This window comes from Staphylococcus sp. HMSC068C09 (assembly GCF_001813735.1).
In the GTDB taxonomy this organism is placed as follows: domain Bacteria; phylum Bacillota; class Bacilli; order Staphylococcales; family Staphylococcaceae; genus Staphylococcus; species Staphylococcus hominis.
This window is the reverse complement of record NZ_KV813778.1, coordinates 60,308-81,227: the sequence shown is the minus strand read 5'-3', so window position 1 is coordinate 81,227 and position 20,920 is coordinate 60,308. Positions and strand designations below refer to the sequence as shown.

Sequence of the window (20,920 nt, the reverse complement as noted above, 5' to 3'; positions counted from 1 at the left end):
ATTTATTTTCTTATTTAGACTATAAAAAAAGCTATGGAAAATCGAACGAATTCGACTTTCCACAGCACCTACCACTTAGTTATGTTAGAACATCTCTGATACGACTTTTTGTTCTAAGAAGTTTAATAAATAGTCAGGACTGCCTGTTTTAGCGTCTGTACCTGACATTTTGAAACCACCAAATGGGTGGTAACCTACAACAGCTGCAGTACATCCACGATTTAGATATAAGTTACCTACATCAAATTCATTTACAGCTTGAATCCAATGTTCACGATTGTTTGTGATGACCGCTCCTGTTAAGCCATAATCTGTATCATTTGCAATATCAATGGCTTCATTAAAGTTATCGAATTTGGTGAAGCCAACTACAGGGCCAAAGATTTCTTCTTGCATCACTTGATCAGAAGATGTTAATCCTGAAATGATTGTTGGATGGATAAAGTAACCTGTTGAATCATCCACTTCTCCACCAATTTCAATTTTTCCTTCTTTACTACCAATTTCAATATATTTTTTAATTTTATCGAATTGTTTTTTATTAATAACAGGACCCATAAATGTATTATTGACAGTATTACCTATTGTTAAATCTTTTGTTAACTCAATTGCTTTTTCTAAGACTTCATCATAAACAGCGCTATGCACAATGGCACGTGAACATGCTGAACACTTTTGACCGGAGAATCCGAACGCTGACGTTACAATAGAGTGTGCAGCTAAGTCTGTATCTACACCTTCATCTACTACAATCGCGTCTTTACCACCCATTTCAGCAATCACACGTTTTAAGAAAGTTTGACCTTCTTGCACAACTGCACTACGCTCGTAAATGCGTGTTCCTGTTGCACGAGACCCTGTGAATGTCACAAAATGTGTATGCACAGAATCAACTAAGTAGTCACCAATGTCTTTAGGATCACCAGGCACAAAGTTTACCACACCTTTAGGTAAGCCTGCTTCTTCTAAAATTTCAATCAGTTTATATGCAGTAAGCACTGTGTCTTCAGCAGGTTTCAATAACACTGTATTCCCTGCAACCACTGGTGCTAATGTTGTACCTGCCATAATTGCAAATGGGAAGTTCCAGGGTGGAATGGTTACACCTGTACCAATCGGTTTATAGAAATATTGATTGTGTTCACCTTCACGATCTAAGACCGGTTTACCATCTGCAAGTTCCATCATTGAACGAGCATAATATTCTATAAAGTCAATACCTTCAGCCGCATCTCCAACTGCTTCATCCCAAGGTTTACCCGCTTCATACACCATGACTGCTGCAATTTCTTCTTTACGACGACGAATTATTGCTGCGACACGAAGCATTAATTCAGCACGATCTTTGTGTGACCATTTACGCCATGCGTCATAAGCTTTGTTTGAAGATTCAAATGCGTTATCTACATCGTCTTTTGTCGCTTTTGACACTTTAGCTACTAATTCAGATGTATTCGCTGGATTAATTGAATCGAATGTATCATCTTTAATGATATGTTCACCATCAATGACAATAGGAAGCGTTTTACCTAAACTATGTTTTACTTTTTCTAACGTTTTTTGAAATCTTTCAACATTTTCTTGTACAGAAAAATCAATACCAGGTTCATTTTTGAAAGGTACTACCATACTTCATTACCCCCTATATGTTTTTAAGTATTTAAATTCATTCTCTAACCCTTTGTTTCTTAATCATGATATTTTCTATCATTAACTTCATTTTACTATGCTTACTCCTTCATTTGCAACCGCTTACAAAATTGTTTGTTTGACCTTTTATTCAAATACTAATGTAGCCCTATCAATACACTTTATTATATAAATAATTTATAATTTAAATAAAATAAAGTATAATAATCACAACACAATTAACCGACATCTAGAAAAGGAAGTATATATATGAAAGCACTTATCACTGGTGGAGCAGGCTTTATTGGCTCCCATGTAGCAGAATATTTTATGAAACATGACACAGAAGTACATGTTATTGACAATTTAAGTTCCGGTTTTTTAAAGAATATACCTTTTGTGAACAATGAACATATTTATATTAAAGACATCACCGATTTTGAATTTGTAACACAGTTAATACAAAAAGAACAATTTGATTTTGTCATTCATTTAGCTGCTATGGTGAGTGTAGTAGAAACTATCGAAAAGCCAGAATTATCCAATCGTATTAATATAGATGCTACTGTCAATATATTAGAAGCAATTCGAACATATAATCCAAATATTAAAAAAGTCATATTTGCTTCTTCTGCAGCTATTTATGGTCATCTACCCGATTTACCTAAATCCGTAGAACAATCTAAACCATTTCCATTATCTCCATATGCTATTCAAAAGTACGCTGGAGAACAATATGCTAAGATTTATAATCATTTATATCAAATTCCTTGTACTTGTCTAAGGTTCTTTAATATTTACGGTCCTAGACAAAATCCAACATCTGATTATTCAGGAGTCATTTCTATTATGAATACTAAGTTTTTAAATCATTCAACCTTTACATTTTATGGAGATGGTGAACAAACACGTGATTTTGTTTATATCGATGATTTAATCAATGCTATATCAATTGTTCTTAATACTACTCTAACGGATGGTTTTATCTATAATGTAGGCACAGGAACACAAACAAATTTGAAAGCTGTTTTTAAATCGTTTGAAAATGGCTTTGATTATCATATACCTTATCAATTTGAAGCTCCACGTCTTGGAGATATTAAACATTCTTGTGCTGACATTACCCCACTTAAATCATTAGGTTACAAACCTAAATATAGTATTGAAGAAGGTATTACAGCTTATTTGACTTATAATAAACATAACAACATCAATATTTAATAGAAAAACGGTTAGCTTTTATTAATATGCTAACCGTTTTTTACTATTTGAGTAGCTTATAAAATTCTTTAAGTGCTAATTGATTATATTCTTGTGCGTTAAACACTTCATATTGAGATGGTTGTTTTTGAATACACTGTTCTAATGCGACGGTGATATCATCAACATCATGACTCACAAGAGTACCATATTTACCATTACCGAGTACATAGCGGTTTGCTATAATATTTGACGCGATAATATTAACTTTTAAAGTTAATGCTTCAAGTAATACCATTGATTGTCCTTCATAATGAGACGTTAAGCAGAAGACGTCTGCTTGTTTCATGATATAGTATGGATTCTTCCTTTGACCTAATAAAAAGACATGTTTTTCTAATTTCAACCTTTTTATTTGTTGTTCTAATTGAACACGGATAGGACCTTCCCCCATAATATATAACTTTGTATGCGGATGACTGACATGTACTTTACTAAATGCATCAATAAGTAAGTCGAAGCCTTTTTCAGGTGATAATCGTCCTGCAGTTACAATTTTGAAATCTTCTTCCTTAAATGGTACTGAACTTATATCTCCATTATTGATGCGTACGAGTACGGATTGGTGTTGTTTTTCAAATTTTTCAGAGTCATCTAATTTTAATTGATTGATTTTATTCAAATTAATCACATTTCTGGAAGTGACAAATTTCTTATTCAATGATTTATCATTCATCTTCTGTTTATTTTGATCTTTAGAAGCATCGGATACACATACTAATTGATCAAATTGCCTATACAGCGAGAGTACACCTTTTAAATTTTGATAATGTATTTTAACACCGTTAACTTTTCTTTTCATATCTGCTTTAATATCACTATGTAAATAAATCAATTTACGTTTTACTTTTGTTGCTAAAATTAAATTAGCCCAAAACATAGAATACCCACTAAAATCAATCGCATAGTCGAATTGGCTATGACCTAATACTTTTCGTATTTCTCTTTCGTATACTTTCTTCGGATATATCAAATGCTCTAACGTACTTTTTAATCCTCTCTGTCTTACGAAATCGATCCTATACGTTTCTTTCAATGATGCTGCTAATGGAGGTACTCTCAAAATAATTCTAACGTTTTTATTAATACTATTTAAGTTATTTAAAACTTCAAGATTTTTACTTTTATTAGTAAACAATGTAATGTCATATGTTTCATAATCGACATTTTCTAATAAATTAATGATAGACGTTGTAATACCATTATTTTTCATACCACCAGGATAAATTAACACTCTTTTCTTAGCACAGATCTTACGTTTAGGACGCTTACGTTTACCCTCAAATAGTATGTTAATAAGTGTTTCAGTAACAGTTCCATCATCTAGATAGGTATATTGATTTTTAAAATATTGATATTTTTTCTTCACTGAATCTTCATCATATACTTTTTGCTTAATCGCTGTAATCACATCTTCAATATGATGAGCGACAGGACCAGGTAGGTCACGATTAGCAATATACATACCTCGTGATGATTGATATTCATCCAAATCTGGAGTATAGAAGACAATCGGTTTATTGGTTACTAAATAGTCAAAGAAGATACTTGAATAATCTGTAATCATTAAATCAACGATCGCTAATATTTCATTGGTATCAAAATAATCAGGAATTAAATAAGGTTTTAAACGTTTTATTTTAAGCGCGTCTTTATATAAATAAGGATGTACTTTGACTAATACTTGATAATCTAGATGATGTTTAAGTTTTTCAACTTCTTCAACGATATGATTTAAACTTGCCTCTGGTGCATTGACATCCTCGCCTCTCCAAGTTGGACAATACAATAAAATACTTTGTTCTTTACTAATATGAAGATAATGATTCAACTCGCTAATCATGTCTTTTCGATTTGAATTTAAAGTTAAATCGATTCTAGGATATCCAATTTCCAAAAATTCTCCACCATAAATATTTTCAAGTCTAAAGGCTCGTTTAAAAATCGTCGTCGTATGGTGATTAGGACTAATTAAGTAATCGCTGCTTAAAAAGTTTTTAATAATATTTTGAGAACCATATAGACTATTTTCAATGTCTAATCCCATATATTTTAAAGGTGTCCCATGCCATGTATTGATATAGATTTGCTTTGGCTTTTTAATGAAATAGGATGGAAAAGTAGAATTATTAATTAAATACTTACTCTCCGTTAATGCTTTCAAATATTCTCTTGATTCTTTAATAACAAACTCTACATTTTTATAGTGCTTAAATCTTGCTTTATAAAATAGCAATGTTTCGTTATGATCTACTACCCATATGTGTTTATATTTACGATAACGAGGTTGCTGAATTAAACTTTTAAATATTGCATATGGACTATCTGTGATACTTTTTCCATCTCTCACTTGATATAATATCTGATATTCCTTAACATTATTCTTTTTATAATATTTAGCGTAAGTCATTACTTTACTTGTATAAGCAGATTTATTTTTTCTTTGTATTGGCGTAAATAAAAAATTCAATTTACGTCTTAATTGATTTGTAAGACATGTCTTAAGTGTCATATTCATTATCCTTTCTAAGTTGCTTTTATTTCTCTTAAGTTGTTTCATTAAAATGAATTGAACGATTTCAATGATGCACATATAGTAATACACACATTCAGCACTCTACAATTATATCATTTAATTATATTATATAATAAATATTTAATTTCAATACACATTGTTATTTTATATAAAAAATCAACCTTTAAGTATACGTGTTCCTACTTAAAGGTTGGTTACTATATTATTCAAAATGATTAGGCATATTTATTGTTTCATTTTGGTCAATCGTTCTTATCACTTTTGCTGGCACTCCAGCAGCTAAACTATTCGGTGGAATATTGTTTGTTACAACACTACCTGCTGCAATAACTGAGCCATCACCAATTGAAACGCCTGGCGTAACTGTCACACTCGCACCAAACCAAATATTACTTCCTATATGAATAGGTTTTGCCAATTCCCATCCTTTATTACGATCTTGATAATTAAGTGGATGATGTGCTGTATATAGTCCACATGATGGTCCTATAAAGACGTTATCGCCAATCGTAATGCCACCACCATCCATTAAATAACTATTGCTATTGATAAACACGTTTTCTCCAACTTTTATATTCCAACCATAATCTGTGTCAAATGGACTGCTGATTGAAAGTTGTTTCGCTTCATAACCAAGTAATTCTTTTAAAATCGCTTGTCGTTTTTCTCTATCACTAGGTCGCGTATGATTATATTCAAAGCATAAGTCTTTAGCACGCTGTCTGTCCATTCCTAATTCCTTATCAAAATTAGCATCATACCATTCGTGTGCTAACATTTTTTCTTTTTCAGTCATTATCTTTTCCTCTTTTCTTTTTATAAATATAAAAAGTATTCTCCCTACGCTATACGTAGACAGAATACTTTATTATCTTCATAAGTACTACATACTAAGACGTAATATAGTCACCGCCATTAACATGGATAATTTGACCTGTAATATAAGAACTATCTGCATAACTTGCTAAGAATACATAAGCTGGCGCAAGTTCAGCAGGTTGACCACGTCGACCCATTGGTGTATCTCCACCTTGATTTTCTACCTTATCTTCATCAAATGTTGATGGAATTAATGGAGTATAAATTGGACCTGGCGCTACACCATTAACACGAATTCCTTTTTCCATCAATGATGTTGCAATAGAACGTGTGAACGACACAATAGCACCTTTCGTTGCTGAGTAATCAATAAGATGACCAGAACCACGATAAGCCGTTACACTTGTTGTATTAACAATTGCATCACCTTTACTTAAATGAGGTACTGCAGCTTGTGTTAAGAAAAACATCCCAAAAATATTTGTTTTAAATGTTTCATTGAAATGTTCTGGTTTAATATCTAAAAAGTCTTCATTAGGAAATTGCACGCCGCCATTATTTACTAATATATTGAGACCACCAAAATCGTTAACAACATTTTCAATAAGTTCTTTTGATTGATCAGCATCTTTTAAATCATGAGAATATGCTTTTGCTTTAACGCCGATTTCTTTTAAACGATTGACAGTATCTTCAGCATCTTCATGTTCATTATAATAACCAATAGCTACATCAGCGCCTTCTTTGGCATATAAAATCGCTACTGAACGACCAATACCGGAGTCACCACCAGTAATTAATGCGACTTTTCCTTTTAGTTTACCGCCTGCTTTGTATTCTTCCATTTCAGCAATAGGTCTAGGATCCATGTCTTTTTCAGAACCTGGTTGTTTTTCTTGTGTATAACCTTTAATTTTTTTATGAAAATCTAATAAGTCCATACATCTTCACTCCTTCTTTATTTACTTAACCGTTCCCATTTCTTTAATTTTTAAAACAAAATGATTACACTTACTACTTTTGAATGATATAAAGTCCATACTACAGATGCATGAAATTTTAACATAGAATCTTTATAATATAATTAATCTAAAAATGACTCATATAGAGATAAAAAAGGAGTGTTACAATATGAAAGGCATTCTAAAGGGTATCATTACTATTCTTATCATTTTAGGGCTTGTAAAAACAGTTCAAGATCATGATTTAATGAATGAAGCTAACCAATACTATAATGAAGCTAAAAGTGGTGAACTTATACAATCTATCACTCACCCAAATTTCAATAATTTTAAAGATTTAGATTTAAGTCATTTTAAACCATCTGATTTCTTTTAATATTCATAGCTATCATGAATAAAAGAACAATGTACTCATTTTATTTAGAGTAACGTTGTTCTTTTTTTATTAAGCAAGGTCATTGACTAATATACCCTAAGGGGGTATATTGAAGATGGTAGGAGGACAAAAATATGACTCAAAATCATCAAATTACCTTGAATATCATTGGTATGACATGTGCCGCTTGTTCTAATCGTATTGAAAAACGATTGAATAAAATAGATGGCGTTCATGCTCAAGTGAATCTGGCAACTGAAAAAGCAACCATTGATTATCCTAATGATCAATATGAAGTAAGCGATTTTATTGAAACGATCCAAAAATTAGGATATGACGTTGAAACAGATAAAAGTGAACTAGACGTTATAGGTATGACGTGTGCCGCTTGTTCTAATCGTATTGAAAAAGTATTAAATAAAACAACAGGCGTTAAGCAAGCAACAGTCAATCTAACCACAGAACAAGCAACGATCGATTATTATCCAGGTCAAACTGATGTTGATACGCTCATTGGACGAATACAACATCTCGGCTATGATGCTAAACCTAAACAATCAAAAAAAGAACAAGCTTCTCGTAAAGTTCAAGAATTAAAAAGAAAACGTAATAAACTCATTATTTCAGCAATATTAGCTTTTCCATTACTTTTAACTATGCTTGTTCATTTATTTAATATACCGTTACCTGAAATATTTATGAACCCTTGGTTTCAATTTATCTTAGCCACTCCCATTCAATTTATTATAGGATGGCAATTTTATGTTGGCGCATACAAGAATTTACGTAATGGTGGTGCCAATATGGATGTTCTTGTAGCACTTGGTACTAGTGCAGCTTATTTCTATAGTATTTACGAAATGAGTAAATGGTTATTAGATTCAAACACACAGCCCCACCTTTATTTTGAAACCAGTGCTGTTTTAATCACTTTAATTTTATTTGGCAAGTATTTAGAAGCACGTGCAAAATCACAAACAACACATGCTTTAAATCAATTATTAAATTTACAAGCCAAAGAAGCACGTCTTATTAAAGATGATGGAACAGAAACAATGGTTCCGCTTCAAAATGTTCAAGTTGGAGACACATTACTTGTTAAACCAGGAGAAAAAATCCCAGTAGATGCGAAAGTCATTAAAGGGACAACAACAGTAGATGAATCTATGCTAACTGGAGAATCCATGCCTATAGATAAAACCGTTGATAATGAAGTGATTGGTGCAACACTAAATAAAAATGGTGTCATTACCGTTCAAGCAACAAAAGTAGGTCAAGATACTGCTTTATCTAATATTATTAAAGTAGTTGAAGAAGCGCAAAGTTCAAAGGCACCTATTCAACGTTTAGCAGATATAATTTCTGGCTATTTCGTACCTATTGTTATTGGTATTGCCGTACTCACTTTTATCATATGGATTATCTTCGTTCATCCTGGTCAATTTGAAGATGCACTCGTTGCCATGATCTCTGTATTAGTCATTGCTTGTCCATGCGCATTAGGACTTGCAACGCCAACTTCTATAATGGTTGGTACAGGACGTGCAGCAGAAGAAGGTATCTTGTTTAAAGGTGGCGAATATGTAGAACGTACTCATCAAATTGATACAGTTGTATTTGATAAAACGGGTACATTGACACATGGTACACCAGAAGTGACTTACTTTAAAGGTGATGATACTTTATTACAATATGTAGCTTCTGCTGAAAATAATTCTGAACATCCCTTGGCAACCGCGATTGTTAAGTACGCTAAAACAAAACAGCTTACTTTAACAAATATAGAGCACTATGAAACATTACCAGGTCATGGTATTAAAGCTACAATCAATAATAAGACATTATTCATAGGCAACCGATCATTAATGTCAAATCATCATATTGATACAGCATCTTTATTAGATGAAATTACCCAAATTGAACAAAAAGGACAAACTGTCATGTTGATTGCATATGATCAGATATTACGTGGTTATATCGCTGTAGCAGACACTGTTAAATCTGAAGCCAAAGTTGCAGTTCAAGAACTAAAAGACATGGATTTACGTACGGTAATGATTACAGGTGATAACCACTCTACAGCTCAAGCTATTGCAAATGAAGTTGGTATTGATCATGTTATCGCCAACGTTCTTCCGGAAGATAAAGCTAAACATGTTGCTCATTTTCAAGATAAAGGTGAAAACGTTGCGATGGTTGGCGATGGTATTAATGATGCACCTGCTTTAGTTCAAGCAGATATTGGTATTGCCATGGGAACAGGTACTGAAGTCGCAATTGAAGCAGCTGATATTACTATCTTAGGTGGAGACATTGCCTTAGTACCTAAAGCGATTCACGCAAGTCATAAAACGATTCGAAATATTAAACAGAATCTTTTTTGGGCGTTCGGTTATAATGCTGCTGGTATTCCTATTGCTGCTATGGGCTTACTCGCTCCATGGATTGCTGGTGCAGCGATGGCATTAAGTTCTGTAAGCGTTGTAACTAATGCATTACGTCTAAAACGAATGAAATTATAAATGAATTTTAAACTTTATACTTTCATAAAAATTTAAAAAGCGTAAAATATGGGTATAGTAATTATGAAATATTCGGAGGTGACAATCAATGATTAATAAAGTCATTAAAGTAGATGGTATGAGTTGTGACCATTGTAAAAATACAATCGAATCAGCATTAGCTAAAATTAATGGTGTCAGAACTGCTGAAGTAGACCTTGATAAAAACGAAGTTCGTGTAGATTATAATGATGAACTTGTTTCAACAAAAGACTTACATGACGCTATTGAAGATCAAGGCTATGATGTTAAAGAATAATAAAAAAGTTGGAGGTAATACTCCAACTTTTTTTATTTTAATTTACCCTTAGTTTAGTCGTACCACTAGTTAAAACATCCATAGTTGCATCAAGTGCATCTACTATGAGATTTTTGACAGCTGCTTCTGTATAGAAAGCAATATGTGGTGTTAAAATAATATCTTCTCTTTTGATAAGTTGCTTTAACAGTACATCATCTATCTCTTTTCCACGATAATCACCTGGGAATAATCCTCTTTCATATTCATATGTATCTAATGCAGCCCCTTTAATTCGACCACTATCTATAACAGAAAGTAAAGCTTGTGTATCTACAATTGATCCCCTTGCCGCATTCACAAATACGGCACCTTTTTTAAAATTTGAAAAAACAACGTCATTAAACAAATGATGATTATATTTCGTAGCTGGAATATGCACGGTAACAATATCAGCTTCTTTAATTGCTTCTTCTAATGTATCTTTATAATCAACGAATTTTGCTAAAGCGTTATTTGGAAATGGATCATAAGCAACAACCTTGCTGTTATAACCTTTTCCAAAAATTTCTGCCACAATCGAACCTATGCGTCCAGTACCAATTACTGCCACAGTTAAATCTCGGATAGATTGTGATAATATAGAAGGTTCCCAACGAAAGTCATAATTATGCACTTTATGTTGAATACGTTTTTGATACCTTACAATATTGATGGCTTGTGTAACAGCAAATTCAGCAATTGAACTTGGAGAATACGAGGGTACATTTGAGATAATGATGTCGTACTTAGTAGCTAAATCTAAGTCATACGTATCAAATCCTGCACTACGTTGTGCAATTTGCTTAATTCCATATTGTTTCAATTTCGCAAAAATCTCTTCTGAAATTGGATGTTGTTGAGATAACGATAGACCATCAAATCCTTTTACAGTATCAACTGTTGTCTCTGTTAACATTTCTTTGGTTAAATCAACATCAACATTGTTTTGTTTCGCCCACTCGTTAATATATGGTATATCTTCATCTCTTACACTCATAATTTTAATTTTGGTCATATATTGATCCTCTTCCTTCATAATTTTTTAACTATGCTTTGCTTTATACATATCAGCTAGGTCAATTAACCTACTAGCTGCTTCTTCTAACCATTTATCATCTAATGCAAGTGAGATACGCACGTAATGTTTTCCATTTTCACCAAATGGTATACCTGGAGCAACTAAAATAGATTTCTCTTTTAATAAATATTGTTCAAAGGTTTCACTATCATAACCTGGAGGTGTACGTAACCATGAATAGATACCGCCTTTAGAATGCACAAATGGTAGATGGGCTTCACTTAATTTTGCTTCAAACTTATCTCGACGCCGTTTAAATGTTTCATTCTGTTCTTCTAAAAATTCATCATAATGATTAAGTGCATACGTCGCTGCATCTTGTAACGCACCAAACATTCCAGCATTTGTATGCGTTTGATATTTCTTTAATGCTTGAATCATGTCTTTATTTCCTACTGCAAAACCCACTCGGAAACCTGACATATTATATCCTTTTGAAAGTGAGAAAATTTCAATAGCGACATCTTTACCGTGTTCTGAAGCAAGTATGCTTGGATTTTTAGCATCAAAGCCAAAAGCACTATAAGCAAAGTCGTGCACAATTTTTGTATTTGTACCTTTGAATCGTTCAATTGCTTCATCAAATACTTCTTTTGTAGCCGTTGATCCTGTTGGATTATTGGGATATGTTAAATAAACAAGCGTTGTGTTGTCTAGTACTCTCTTATCTACATTATCCCAATTTGGCAAATAATCTGGAGGATCTAAATTTAATGGAACCGGATTGGCATCTGCGAGCATCACTCCTGCTAAATAATCTGTATATCCAGGATCCGGAAGTAGCACATTTTCTCCAGGATTAACAACACATGTAGGTAAAGCTACTAGTCCATTTTTTGTACCATATAAAATACATACTTCATCTTCTTTATCTAATGTCACATTGTACTGACGTTGGTAAAAATTAACAATGGCCTCTTTAAATGATTCTTTACCATGAAAGGCACCATATTTTTGATTTTCAGGAATCCGAATCGCTTCAGAAAAATGCTCAATAATACCTTCTGGTGTTTCACCATCGGGAATGCCTACTGCCATATTAATAAGTGGTAAAGGGCCATGTTCTACTTTACGTCCCATCGTTTTTCCAAAATAGCTATCAGGAATGGCTGCTAATCTTTTTGAAATAACCATGTTATTCCTCCTTAAATAAAAAGCTATATACCACTTTTGTGTGGCATATAGCTTCATGAGATATATGTCACTTATCTTTGAGGTTATTTATTATCCTCTTGGAGTTAGCACAGTACTTTATATTTATGAAGCCTGTTGCTGAAGTTTCATTGGGCCAAATCCCTTCACTTCTCTCGATAAGTTCTTACGTATTAAGTCTTATTTTAACATTACACTGATAATTGTCAATTTTCAGATTTATTTATTCTATTTCATATTTTTTATATCTTCTAACATAGCCTCTGCTGTTATTTTAGCACTTGTTAATACAATGGGTACGTCTCCGTCTGGATATATGCTTGCTTTACGCCTGAAAAATATAAATCTATATAATTACAGGACAGATAATAATTATTTTGTGTCTCAGTAAATTCACTAATAAAGTATTTAATATATCATTTATTTTAATATAGGCAGACGTTCTCACAAAAATAATAACTGACAGTATAGAAAACCAATGAACTAGTTCAATACATCACATTACGATAGTCATCTTATAAATAAACATCTTCTTTAGTTAAATTTTTTTATCCATTCATCGTTTAGAATATACATGACATTATTTAATAAAAAAGAAGTGGGATAGAATTCACTTTGAATTCGTCGTCCCACTTCAGCAAAAAAGACTAAAGTTGAAAAAGCTTAAACAAGCACATTTTCAATTCAGTCATCAATTGTCAATATATTAAAAATACCTGAGACATTTAATAATGTCCCAGGCTTTATTTCAATAACTCGATATCCTATCCAGTTATCTACTTAAATCTTACCACCAACCGTTAGCATTACGGAAAGCAATTGCTGCATCCCATGAACCGTAACGTGATTTAGCATAGTTAGCCATACCTTGAGTTTGTGATGCTACTGAACCAGTACCCCATGATTGATTAGTTTGGCCTAAACCATGGTATTGACCATTAGAAGCATTTGGGTTACCGCTTGATTCTGGCATTACGATAGCGTTCCAAGCAGCTTCAGTACCACCGTTAGCTAAGAATTGAGCTTTAACTGATCCACCAGTTGAAGCAGTTGAGTATGAAGTTGTTTTTGGTGCTGAGTATGAAGTTGTACGAGCACTGTAGTTATTGTAGCTAGACGTTCTTTGTACTGGAGCTGAAACAGCTTTTACATTTGAAGTGCTAGCTTGATTATTTGAACTTACTGATTGAGTTGAAGCTTGATTATAAGACTCAGTGTAGTCAGTAGTTGATTGAGCTGTGTCAGCACCACCAGTGTAAGTATAGTTCCAAGACCAAGTGTTACCATTTGAAGTAAAGTTATATTTGAAACCGTCTTTTACGAATGAAATGTCATATGCACCAGCTTGTACTGGGTGAGCATTTAATTCAGATGGGTTATTTTGAGCTAAGTCAGCTAAATGAGAATAGTTAGTTGTTTGTTCTGATGCATGTGCACTGTGATCGTTTGTTAAAGCATATCCTGTTAAACCTAAAGTTACTGCTAATGACGAAGCGATTACTGTCTTTTTCATAATAAATAATTCCTCCAAAATTGAAATATATATTTTCGTTATGTTTCGTTCTTTGTTTAAGATTAATTTCTGTTTTGATTTGTTGTTTAACTTTTGACAATAGCTACTATAACACAAAATTCATAGAATAGTATTACGCTTTTTTTACAAAAAATTACAATTAATCCATCATTTTGTAATATTGAAATATATTAAATACTTCTTGTAATATATAAAATCTATCAATATGGAGTTTATTTTTATTATAAATTAACGTTTTACAATACTTTCTTACAAAAATTACAATACTTTAACATCATTAGTAATATTACAAATTAATGTTTTGTTACATTACTGTAATATTTTTAAAATGTAATTGGCTATTTAAATTCTTTACTTTTGATAAAAAAACAAGAGCTTGCACGTATTCAGTTTCCTTATTATTTTTAATAATCTTTTACTCCCCAAAGTACCTTTTCACAATTACGAATAATATATTTTAGTATCTCAATACGAGAGGTTTTTTTATGATCAGCAGGGACCACAAGCCATGGTGCATAGGATGTATTTGTTTTCTCAATCATATCGTGACTTGATTCCACGTATAAATCCCATTTTTCTCTATTTCGCCAGTCTTCATCTGTAATTTTCCATTGTTTATTAACATTTTCTTGACGATCTTTAAAACGTTTTAATTGTTCTTCTTTATCTAATGTAAGGAAGAACTTTAAAATAATCGCTCCTTCATCTGTCCACATTTTCTCAAATGCGTTTATTTCATCATATGCACGTTGCCATTCATCGATAGTAGCAAAACCTTCGACACGCTCTACCAATACACGACCATACCAACTTCTATCGAATAATTCGATGTGCCCTGTTCTTGGCATTTCTTTCGCAAATCTCCATAAATAATGATGTTTTAATTCAACATCTGTAGGGGCACTAATGCCATTCACTCGATAACCCGTTGGATCTAATTTTTCTCTAATTCGTTTAATATTTCCACCTTTACCAGCTGCATCCATACCTTCAAATACTAAAATAAGTGGAATCTTTCTATCATATAAAGCGAATTGAATTTCTCTCATACGATTTTGCAATTCCTCAATGAGCTGTTTATATTCATCTTTTTTTACTTTATCCACCTTTCTATCAAAAAGGTGTGTTTTAAAATTAGAATGAAATTTACCGTCTCGCTGTTCTTCTTTTTGCTCATGCTTCTCAATCGCTGTTTCAAGACGTTTGATAATATGTTCATACATTGTTTCAATCGCTTTTTCTCTTTCGGTATAATCAATGATTTCCCATGCTTTATCATTTTTTATAAATTGACGCATGTCTTTAAGATAAATATCTGTTGAAAGTACATTACTATATTCTTGAACTTTCCAACGCGTCAATGGATTATCTTTGGTTTGTTGAATATGTTCTTGACGTTTTTCTTCATTAATTTCTATGAAAAACTTAATGATTTCATAGTGATCTCGTTTAAGCATATTTTCAAAAGAAGAAATTTGTTGTTTGAGTACATCATAGTTTTTATATTTGGCGTGTTTAATTTTATTTTCTCTATAATCTAGATAATGAGAATACCAACTTCTAAAATAAATATTTATATCACCTTTTTTAGGTAAGGTATTCCAATATTTTTGTAAAAATTGATATCTTAAATCATCCTGTTTAGGTGACTGTGTCGCAATAAATTGTGTATACTTCGCATCTAAATTTAATAATAACTCATTAGATAAGCGCGTCTTCCCAGATGCAGGTACACCTTCAAATAATAACATCACTGGAATGCCTAGTTCATGTGTACGTCGTGTTAATTCTGCTGTTTTTAATGCTAAAGCTTCAATTTTTTTCGCCATTAACCCTTCATCCTTTTAATCTTTTTTCTATTTTATTGTAACATTATTGGCGTTTATCGTTTAAATTTAAAAATGCCTGAGACAATTCATCATGTCCCAGGCTAATGCGTTTATCCCATAAATTTGTAAATATCATTTGTAAATAATTTTAAGACTCTGCGTAAAATAACATCTAGTATAAATGCTGTTACTAAAGGTACAACAAAAAATCCAATAATAATTAGTATGATACTCATAACAGCTGAATCGACGTGTAAAAATTTAAATGCACTAATCGGCCCAATCATACCAATAAATCCAAACCCAGCAGACTCTTTTGTTCCAGCAATACCGATAAGACTACCCACTACACCAGAAACCGCTGCGGTAATCAAAATAGGTAGCATAATAATTGGATATTTCACCATATTTGGCATCATCATTTTCACGCCACCAAAGAAAATAGAAATTGGTACTGCAACACGATTTACTTGACTTGTGCCAATAAGTAAAACCGCTTCAGTAGCTGAAATACCAATTGAAGCTGAACCAGCTGCCAAACCTGTAATACCAATGGCAATAGCAATAGCTACTGTTGATAATGGGGAAATAATAATAAAACTAAATACCATTGAGATTAACATACACATCAATACGGGTTGTAATTCAGTGAAACTATTAATCATATTACCAATCGCAATATTTATAGTATGTACATATGGTAGGATGAACACACCAATTGTAGCTGAGATACCTCCAACAATTGTTGGATAAACAATTAATGCCATACTTCCTACACGTTTTTCAATAAGTAGAATAAATAAAACTGCAATTGCAGCAGTAATCATCGTATTGATTAGATCACCAATACCTGCAATAATCCAAGCCCCATTCTTAAATTGAGCAGCACCACTTCCTACATAAGCTGCACTTGATACGACTGCAATCGCAAGAGGAGTCATATTAAATTTAATCGCAATTAACGCACCTACTAATGCTGGTACAGTAAATTGTAATGCTTGAACAACATGTAGTAATGTTGCAAAAATAGGATGGTGATGCATAAGAGCTTTAAAGATTTCACCTAAAATGGCATTCGGTACTAAACCTACCACAATCCCAATAGCCACTCCGGAAAGTACTCTAAAAATAAAATCTCCAACGCTTATTTTTCTAAGTTCTGTTGTCATTCTTATACCTCCTATAATATTTTGTTGTTGTATTAAGTAATGATAAAAAATACTATAACACATTTTCTAAATTTTCAGAATATTTATTTTATCATTTTCTTAAATTTTTCTAGTTTTATGGATATTTTAAGAATTTTGACCAACAATATATATGTAATTTAAAAAGAAAAAACAAATTTCTTCTATTATAATAGTTTAAAATAGAAAGAGTAATCATACTCTTTGACAACCTTCTTTGTTCGTTTAATAATTTAAAGTAATCACATTTTAAAATGAAAGGGGTGTCTTTGTGCCAAGCAATAAAATGGATCCAAGAGTCATACGTACAAAACAATTACTCGTAGAAGCATTTCTAAATGTGTCACAAGAAAAAGAAATGACCCAAATTACAGTAAAAAATATTACTGACCGTGCTACTGTTAATCGGGCTACATTTTACGCACACTTTAATGATAAATATGAAATATTAGATTATTCATTATCAATGACTGTTCTTAAAGATATTAAAGAAACGTTGTCTATTTCAGAAACGCTCAATGGTCAGATTATCTCTAAATTATTTGTCTCGATAGCATATTATTTGGAAAATGTACAAAATGCTTGCAAACTCAATCGTGAGACATTTTGTAACCATGCTCATAAATGCATTAACAACGAGTTGGAAGCTATGTTTACCCTTATGTTACAACATAAATATCCCGAGCACGATTCTAGTATTATTGAAAATAGCGCAAGCTTTTTAGCCGCTGGTTTATGTGGACTGGCAAGACATTGGTTAAATACAAGCGAACTAAGTGCTGAGCAATTTATTAATCAAAACTTACCATTTTTACTTCACCATATTACAAATCTATAATTCTATAAACAACACTTACAGTCTTAATGATTGTAAGTGTTGTTTTATAGAAAAGCATGCGACTTGCATAAAATGATTATTTACGTTATATTATAAACAACACTTGTTGTTTAGATAATAAGTGTTGTTTAAATAAAGTTTAGTTAGGAGGGATGATATGTCCAAGATAGAAAATCATGAGGGTTTTAAACGTACCTTTAAAAATCATAAATTAACATTAGGTCTATCCATACCATTTGATAGTAAAAATAAAGAGTATATTGATTTTAATGAACAAGTGAAGTTTGCACAACAAGCTGAACGATTAGGATTTACAAGTTTATTCGTGAGAGATAATCCACTTTATAGTCCTCATTTAGGGCCCGTAACTGAAAATTACGACCCATTTGTTTTCCTAACGTATTTAAGTGCGTTTACCTCAAAAATTGCACTTGGGACCAGCAGTATTGTGGCAACACTACGTCATCCTATCCATTTAGCTAAATCAGCAGTCTCACTTGACCTTATTTCCAATCAACGTTTATTACTCGGTATGGCTACCGGTGATCGCGCTTTCGAATTCCCTGCATTTAAAGTAGATGAAAGTGCATTAACAGAACGTTATCAAACAACCATTCAATCATTAAGAGCGCTTTGGCAATCACATTCTCCCAACATTTCAAATTCAATTTTTGAATTATATGAGGATTCTGGGTTACAAGTATTGCCTAAACATCATACGATTCCGATGTTTGGTACAGGCTACTCAAGACAATCCATGTCCTGGTTACAACAGCATATGGATGGTTGGTTATTTTACGCCCAACCTTTTCAAGATCAAAAGAAATTAGTTGAAGCTTGGCACAGTGATACTGACCGCTTCAAGCCATTTATGAATATTTTAATGATTGATTTATCCCGAAATCCAAACGAAACCGTAAAACCGATTAAAGGTGGTTTCCGTACTGGACGTAAAAATTTATTACAAATATTAAAAGCTTATGAATCCATTAATACAAATCATATTATCTTAAGATTTACAAATGATGATCGTGATATCGAAGAACTCATAGAAGAAGTTGGAACGTATATTGTACCCCACTTCCCAGCTCATACAAATTAGGAGGAATAAATAATGAGAGAATTACTAGATAGAATTAATCAATTAGCAAATAAAGAAAAAGTTGAAAGTTTGAGTGTTGAAGAAAAACAAGAACAACATCAATTAAGACAAGAATATTTAGGAATGATTAGAGGCCAAGTCCTTCATACATTCTCAACTATGAAAGTTGTCGATCCACTTGGTCAAGACGTTACACCTGATAAAGTGTATGACTTAAGAGAAGAATACGGCAACATTCAAAAAAATTAAAATTTTATTATCAAGACTTAGACTGCCTTCAAAGTTCTGACTTTGAGGGCAGATTTTTTATGTCCATATTTTGAGTAAAGTTCTTAATTGAATCACAGCTCATTTTGTTGAAACCCTTTCCTAGAGAAAATATAAAGTAGTTCTTTGATTTTAATAATTAAAACTACTTAATGAAGTGATTGCTCACTTATGTTCGTTTATGCGACTGATTCTATATGCCACTCAACAAATATATTTCATAGTCTATCGTAGAATAGTTCAAGCCACAAATATTTATTTATAAGATATATTCAGGTATAGAATCAAACATCATAACTTATCACGATAATAATTATGATATTATATAAAATAAATATATAATAATATATAAAACAACTAAGAAGGTGCATCTATGAATAAAGTATCATATAATTTCCCACCATCAAGAATTGAAAGAGCAAAAGATAAATTAAAAACATTTATTTATAATGAATATTATTTTAGTCCTGGCGATAAAGTATTAGAAGCTGGATGCGGGGATGGGGCCATCCTATTCAAACTTATTGAGAAATATAAAATTGAAAGACATGGTATTGATATTTCTGAAAATGCAAAAAGTATTGCAACTGAGTATATGATTAAAACTGGAATCAAATTTAAGTATGTTATTGGAGATGTTCAAAATTTACCTTACCCTCAAAATACATTTGATACAGTTAGTTCATTAGGTGTTATAGAACATTTTCTAAACCCTGATAAAGTCATGAAGGAAATGTATAGAGTATTGAAAACTAATGGACACCTTATATTAATGACACCAAATAAATATTCGTTTGGTATTTTAGATAAGAAAATAAAAATTTTATTAAAAGTTTGGAAATTTGGTTATCAAACGGAATATAGCGTAAATGATTTAGAAAAGATAGCTAATAAATATGGTTTTAAAGTAGTCTCACGAAAGACTTTTAAGAACGACTCAATCAGTTTTAAACTGATTTCATCAATTGATCAAATATTAAATGTTTTTAATAAAAATTTTGGATTCTACAGTTATATCTACCTCATAAAGGAGGTAGATAAAAATGATTATAAATCATATCAAACTTCAATTTAATGAGACAGTTACAAAATATGATTCTGTTTTAATTGTTTTAACCTATCAAGGACATCTTGTTTTTGTTAAAAATAAAAAAAGAGCATGGGAATTAACAGGAGGTAAGGTAAACCATAATGAAACGATGAATGAGACAGCTATCAGAGAGGCTTATGAAGAGTCTGGCGCTGTCATCAATGAAAGTGATATAGACTATTTAGGTTACTATATACTACCAAATGGCCATACCACTACAATTACAAAAGCTGAAGTAAGCTATTTTAAAGATATACCGAAATATTCAGAAACTACTGAAAGAATACTTACGAAAGAACCATTAGACAAAAATTTATTATCATTTCAAGATGGGTTATATGAAGAAATTTTTAAATATTTAGGGGCATACCATGAATAAGGTTAAAAAAGGGTATTTATTTAATATTATTTCCATAGCAA

18 protein-coding genes, 1 pseudogene and 1 riboswitch are annotated in these 20,920 nt (G+C 32.0%); of the genes and pseudogenes, 9 read left to right on the top strand and 10 right to left on the bottom strand.

The window, feature by feature from the left end; genetic code table 11:
- Positions 1 to 84: 84 nt before the first annotated feature.
- Entirely contained in the window at positions 85 to 1,629 is a 1,545-nt protein-coding gene (gene pruA, locus HMPREF2930_RS09885; RefSeq protein WP_017175081.1) for an L-glutamate gamma-semialdehyde dehydrogenase, read from the bottom strand.
- A gap of 270 nt (positions 1,630 to 1,899) precedes the next feature.
- Between pruA and HMPREF2930_RS09880 the strand changes: the two genes are divergently transcribed.
- Positions 1,900 to 2,850 (top strand): NAD-dependent epimerase/dehydratase family protein, encoded by a 951-nt coding sequence (locus HMPREF2930_RS09880; protein WP_017175082.1) that lies wholly within the window; start codon positions 1,900 to 1,902, stop codon positions 2,848 to 2,850.
- Between the two features lie 43 nt (positions 2,851 to 2,893).
- Here the strand turns inward: HMPREF2930_RS09880 and HMPREF2930_RS09875 are convergent, their stop codons facing one another.
- The 3 genes from HMPREF2930_RS09875 to HMPREF2930_RS09865 form a co-directional block, all read right to left on the bottom strand.
- Positions 2,894 to 5,401 (bottom strand): glycosyltransferase, encoded by a 2,508-nt coding sequence (locus HMPREF2930_RS09875; RefSeq protein WP_017175083.1) that lies wholly within the window; start codon positions 5,399 to 5,401, stop codon positions 2,894 to 2,896.
- 226 nt (positions 5,402 to 5,627) lie between these two features.
- Positions 5,628 to 6,221 carry a sugar O-acetyltransferase gene (locus HMPREF2930_RS09870; protein WP_037541495.1) on the bottom strand — a complete coding sequence of 198 codons (594 nt, stop codon included), beginning with the start codon at positions 6,219 to 6,221 and terminating at the stop codon, positions 5,628 to 5,630.
- 94 nt (positions 6,222 to 6,315) lie between these two features.
- Entirely contained in the window at positions 6,316 to 7,185 is an 870-nt protein-coding gene (locus HMPREF2930_RS09865; protein WP_019835151.1) for an SDR family oxidoreductase, read from the bottom strand.
- Between the two features lie 190 nt (positions 7,186 to 7,375).
- Between HMPREF2930_RS09865 and HMPREF2930_RS09860 the strand changes: the two genes are divergently transcribed.
- The 3 genes from HMPREF2930_RS09860 (at position 7,376) to copZ (ending at position 10,402) form a co-directional block, all read left to right on the top strand.
- Positions 7,376 to 7,582 carry a hypothetical protein gene (locus HMPREF2930_RS09860; protein WP_017175086.1) on the top strand — a complete coding sequence of 69 codons (207 nt, stop codon included), beginning with the start codon at positions 7,376 to 7,378 and terminating at the stop codon, positions 7,580 to 7,582.
- Positions 7,583 to 7,716: 134 nt separating this feature from the next.
- Positions 7,717 to 10,104 (top strand): heavy metal translocating P-type ATPase, encoded by a 2,388-nt coding sequence (locus tag HMPREF2930_RS09855; protein WP_017175087.1) that lies wholly within the window; start codon positions 7,717 to 7,719, stop codon positions 10,102 to 10,104.
- Between the two features lie 88 nt (positions 10,105 to 10,192).
- Positions 10,193 to 10,402, top strand: a complete 210-nt coding sequence (copZ, locus tag HMPREF2930_RS09850; RefSeq protein ID WP_017175088.1) for a copper chaperone CopZ — start codon at positions 10,193 to 10,195, stop codon at positions 10,400 to 10,402.
- Positions 10,403 to 10,439: 37 nt separating this feature from the next.
- On the opposite strand, the gene HMPREF2930_RS09845 is transcribed toward copZ, so the two are convergent.
- From HMPREF2930_RS09845 to HMPREF2930_RS09825, 6 genes and pseudogenes are all read right to left on the bottom strand, one after another.
- A complete protein-coding gene (locus HMPREF2930_RS09845; protein WP_017175089.1) occupies positions 10,440 to 11,438 on the bottom strand; it encodes a D-lactate dehydrogenase in 999 nt (332 codons plus the stop codon).
- Between the two features lie 27 nt (positions 11,439 to 11,465).
- On the bottom strand, positions 11,466 to 12,635 hold the full coding sequence (locus tag HMPREF2930_RS09840) for an aminotransferase class I/II-fold pyridoxal phosphate-dependent enzyme (protein WP_017175090.1): 1,170 nt from the start codon (positions 12,633 to 12,635) through the stop codon (positions 11,466 to 11,468).
- A gap of 68 nt (positions 12,636 to 12,703) precedes the next feature.
- Positions 12,704 to 12,818: riboswitch (SAM riboswitch) on the bottom strand.
- 63 nt (positions 12,819 to 12,881) lie between these two features.
- Positions 12,882 to 13,042, bottom strand: a pseudogene (locus HMPREF2930_RS11905) (dehydrosqualene desaturase); the annotation flags it as partial.
- Positions 13,043 to 13,440: 398 nt separating this feature from the next.
- Positions 13,441 to 14,166 carry an aggregation-promoting factor C-terminal-like domain-containing protein gene (locus HMPREF2930_RS09835; protein ID WP_017175091.1) on the bottom strand — a complete coding sequence of 242 codons (726 nt, stop codon included), beginning with the start codon at positions 14,164 to 14,166 and terminating at the stop codon, positions 13,441 to 13,443.
- Between the two features lie 425 nt (positions 14,167 to 14,591).
- Entirely contained in the window at positions 14,592 to 16,016 is a 1,425-nt protein-coding gene (locus HMPREF2930_RS09830) for a polyphosphate--AMP phosphotransferase (RefSeq protein ID WP_017175092.1), read from the bottom strand.
- Positions 16,017 to 16,126: 110 nt separating this feature from the next.
- On the bottom strand, positions 16,127 to 17,185 hold the full coding sequence (locus HMPREF2930_RS09825) for a PTS sugar transporter subunit IIC (protein ID WP_017175093.1): 1,059 nt from the start codon (positions 17,183 to 17,185) through the stop codon (positions 16,127 to 16,129).
- Between the two features lie 304 nt (positions 17,186 to 17,489).
- Here HMPREF2930_RS09825 and HMPREF2930_RS09820 point away from each other — a divergent pair, with 304 nt between their 5' ends.
- The 5 genes from HMPREF2930_RS09820 (at position 17,490) to HMPREF2930_RS09800 (ending at position 20,879) form a co-directional block, all read left to right on the top strand.
- A complete protein-coding gene (locus HMPREF2930_RS09820; protein ID WP_202596561.1) occupies positions 17,490 to 18,041 on the top strand; it encodes a TetR/AcrR family transcriptional regulator in 552 nt (183 codons plus the stop codon).
- 157 nt (positions 18,042 to 18,198) lie between these two features.
- Positions 18,199 to 19,143 (top strand): LLM class oxidoreductase, encoded by a 945-nt coding sequence (locus tag HMPREF2930_RS09815; RefSeq protein WP_017175095.1) that lies wholly within the window; start codon positions 18,199 to 18,201, stop codon positions 19,141 to 19,143.
- 12 nt (positions 19,144 to 19,155) lie between these two features.
- Positions 19,156 to 19,392 (top strand): DUF896 domain-containing protein, encoded by a 237-nt coding sequence (locus tag HMPREF2930_RS09810; RefSeq protein WP_002488270.1) that lies wholly within the window; start codon positions 19,156 to 19,158, stop codon positions 19,390 to 19,392.
- 391 nt (positions 19,393 to 19,783) lie between these two features.
- Complete coding sequence (locus HMPREF2930_RS09805; RefSeq protein ID WP_017175096.1) at positions 19,784 to 20,485, top strand: class I SAM-dependent methyltransferase; 702 nt, start codon at positions 19,784 to 19,786, stop codon at positions 20,483 to 20,485.
- On the top strand, positions 20,454 to 20,879 hold the full coding sequence (locus HMPREF2930_RS09800; protein WP_002449463.1) for an NUDIX hydrolase: 426 nt from the start codon (positions 20,454 to 20,456) through the stop codon (positions 20,877 to 20,879). Before HMPREF2930_RS09805 ends, HMPREF2930_RS09800 begins: the two co-directional genes overlap by 32 nt.
- The last annotated feature ends 41 nt before the right edge of the window (positions 20,880 to 20,920 follow it).

Bases quoted from the DNA above. Each gene is read 5' to 3' on its own strand.
- pruA (WP_017175081.1), bottom strand. From the start codon at position 1,629: ATGGTAGTACCTTTCAAAAATGAACCTGGTATTGATTTTTCTGTACAA.
- HMPREF2930_RS09880 (WP_017175082.1), top strand. From the start codon at position 1,900: ATGAAAGCACTTATCACTGGTGGAGCAGGCTTTATTGGCTCCCATGTA.
- HMPREF2930_RS09875 (WP_017175083.1), bottom strand. From the start codon at position 5,401: ATGACACTTAAGACATGTCTTACAAATCAATTAAGACGTAAATTGAAT.
- HMPREF2930_RS09870 (WP_037541495.1), bottom strand. From the start codon at position 6,221: ATGACTGAAAAAGAAAAAATGTTAGCACACGAATGGTATGATGCTAAT.
- HMPREF2930_RS09865 (WP_019835151.1), bottom strand. From the start codon at position 7,185: ATGGACTTATTAGATTTTCATAAAAAAATTAAAGGTTATACACAAGAA.
- HMPREF2930_RS09860 (WP_017175086.1), top strand. From the start codon at position 7,376: ATGAAAGGCATTCTAAAGGGTATCATTACTATTCTTATCATTTTAGGG.
- HMPREF2930_RS09855 (WP_017175087.1), top strand. From the start codon at position 7,717: ATGACTCAAAATCATCAAATTACCTTGAATATCATTGGTATGACATGT.
- copZ (WP_017175088.1), top strand. From the start codon at position 10,193: ATGATTAATAAAGTCATTAAAGTAGATGGTATGAGTTGTGACCATTGT.
- HMPREF2930_RS09845 (WP_017175089.1), bottom strand. From the start codon at position 11,438: ATGACCAAAATTAAAATTATGAGTGTAAGAGATGAAGATATACCATAT.
- HMPREF2930_RS09840 (WP_017175090.1), bottom strand. From the start codon at position 12,635: ATGGTTATTTCAAAAAGATTAGCAGCCATTCCTGATAGCTATTTTGGA.
- HMPREF2930_RS09835 (WP_017175091.1), bottom strand. From the start codon at position 14,166: ATGAAAAAGACAGTAATCGCTTCGTCATTAGCAGTAACTTTAGGTTTA.
- HMPREF2930_RS09830 (WP_017175092.1), bottom strand. From the start codon at position 16,016: ATGGCGAAAAAAATTGAAGCTTTAGCATTAAAAACAGCAGAATTAACA.
- HMPREF2930_RS09825 (WP_017175093.1), bottom strand. From the start codon at position 17,185: ATGACAACAGAACTTAGAAAAATAAGCGTTGGAGATTTTATTTTTAGA.
- HMPREF2930_RS09820 (WP_202596561.1), top strand. From the start codon at position 17,490: ATGGATCCAAGAGTCATACGTACAAAACAATTACTCGTAGAAGCATTT.
- HMPREF2930_RS09815 (WP_017175095.1), top strand. From the start codon at position 18,199: ATGTCCAAGATAGAAAATCATGAGGGTTTTAAACGTACCTTTAAAAAT.
- HMPREF2930_RS09810 (WP_002488270.1), top strand. From the start codon at position 19,156: ATGAGAGAATTACTAGATAGAATTAATCAATTAGCAAATAAAGAAAAA.
- HMPREF2930_RS09805 (WP_017175096.1), top strand. From the start codon at position 19,784: ATGAATAAAGTATCATATAATTTCCCACCATCAAGAATTGAAAGAGCA.
- HMPREF2930_RS09800 (WP_002449463.1), top strand. From the start codon at position 20,454: ATGATTATAAATCATATCAAACTTCAATTTAATGAGACAGTTACAAAA.